We start from the raw sequence: 753 nt of genomic DNA, 5'->3' as shown, positions 1-753 counted from the left end.
CGTGCCCAATATTGTTAAGATTCTAGCAGTTCTAACAGATTTTGGTTCTTCAGAACTACCACATCGTATGGATTCTTTGTTGCGTGCTTACGAACCAAATTTAGACAATCCCATTAAAAAGGTTGCTTAAAGTAAAACACCCCCTTCCCCATCTTTATGGTGGGGAGGTGATTTAAAGATCAAGTTGTGAATGAGAGCCAAGACGCACCAAAACCAATCGGTCTTGATCGACAAAACGGTAAATTAACACTAGATCGGGTCGAATATGACAATCTCGGTAATTGCTCCAATTTCCAGTCAGTGCATGATCACGATACCGAAATTCTAAAGGTTGATCATTCGCTAATGCTGCAATGACTGTGCGTAAATCAGTATCTAAAAGATGCCGATGTCGTCCTTTCATCTCACGCTTGAATCCCGTTTGAAAATGGTGGTACGTTCAATCGTCCGCATAGAGATCATCAAATAATTCGTCTACGGAATGAAACTTTTTTAAATTGCCTTCATCAAGTTCGGCAAAAGCCGCTATGGTTTCTGCATTGGGTTGAAATAAGAAAGAAGGAATAGCTTTATCTTGTGCAATACGTGTCATCAACACTCTCACGACATCACTTACTGACAAACCAGAGGCTTGAATAACTTGACTAGCAACATTTTGAATCTCTTCCGGTACACGTGCTTGAACCATGCGACTGGTAACCATAATGATTTCTCCTCTCTTAATTGTATTTCAATGTAATACAATTGAAGTTC

Annotated in this window: 1 protein-coding gene and 1 pseudogene; both read right to left on the bottom strand. The window is 39.7% G+C overall.

The features are described from left to right. Nucleotides 1-172: 172 nt before the first annotated feature. Nucleotides 173-453, bottom strand: a pseudogene (locus BN202_RS08995) (type II toxin-antitoxin system YafQ family toxin). Further along, nucleotides 440-703: a type II toxin-antitoxin system RelB/DinJ family antitoxin gene (locus tag BN202_RS08990; protein WP_019220312.1), complete on the bottom strand. Its 264-nt coding sequence runs from the start codon at nt 701-703 to the stop codon at nt 440-442. Before BN202_RS08990 ends, BN202_RS08995 begins: the two are co-directional and overlap by 14 nt. Nucleotides 704-753 lie beyond the last annotated feature (50 nt).

The organism is Bartonella florencae (assembly GCF_000312525.1).
GTDB classification, from domain to species: domain Bacteria; phylum Pseudomonadota; class Alphaproteobacteria; order Rhizobiales; family Rhizobiaceae; genus Bartonella; species Bartonella florencae.
Note: the sequence above shows the minus strand (reverse complement) of the source record. Positions and strands in the feature narration are given on the sequence as shown.

What these genes read in the sequence shown, in the direction of transcription:
- BN202_RS08990 (WP_019220312.1), bottom strand. Translation starts at nt 703, where the DNA reads ATGGTTACCAGTCGCATGGTTCAAGCACGTGTACCGGAAGAGATTCAA.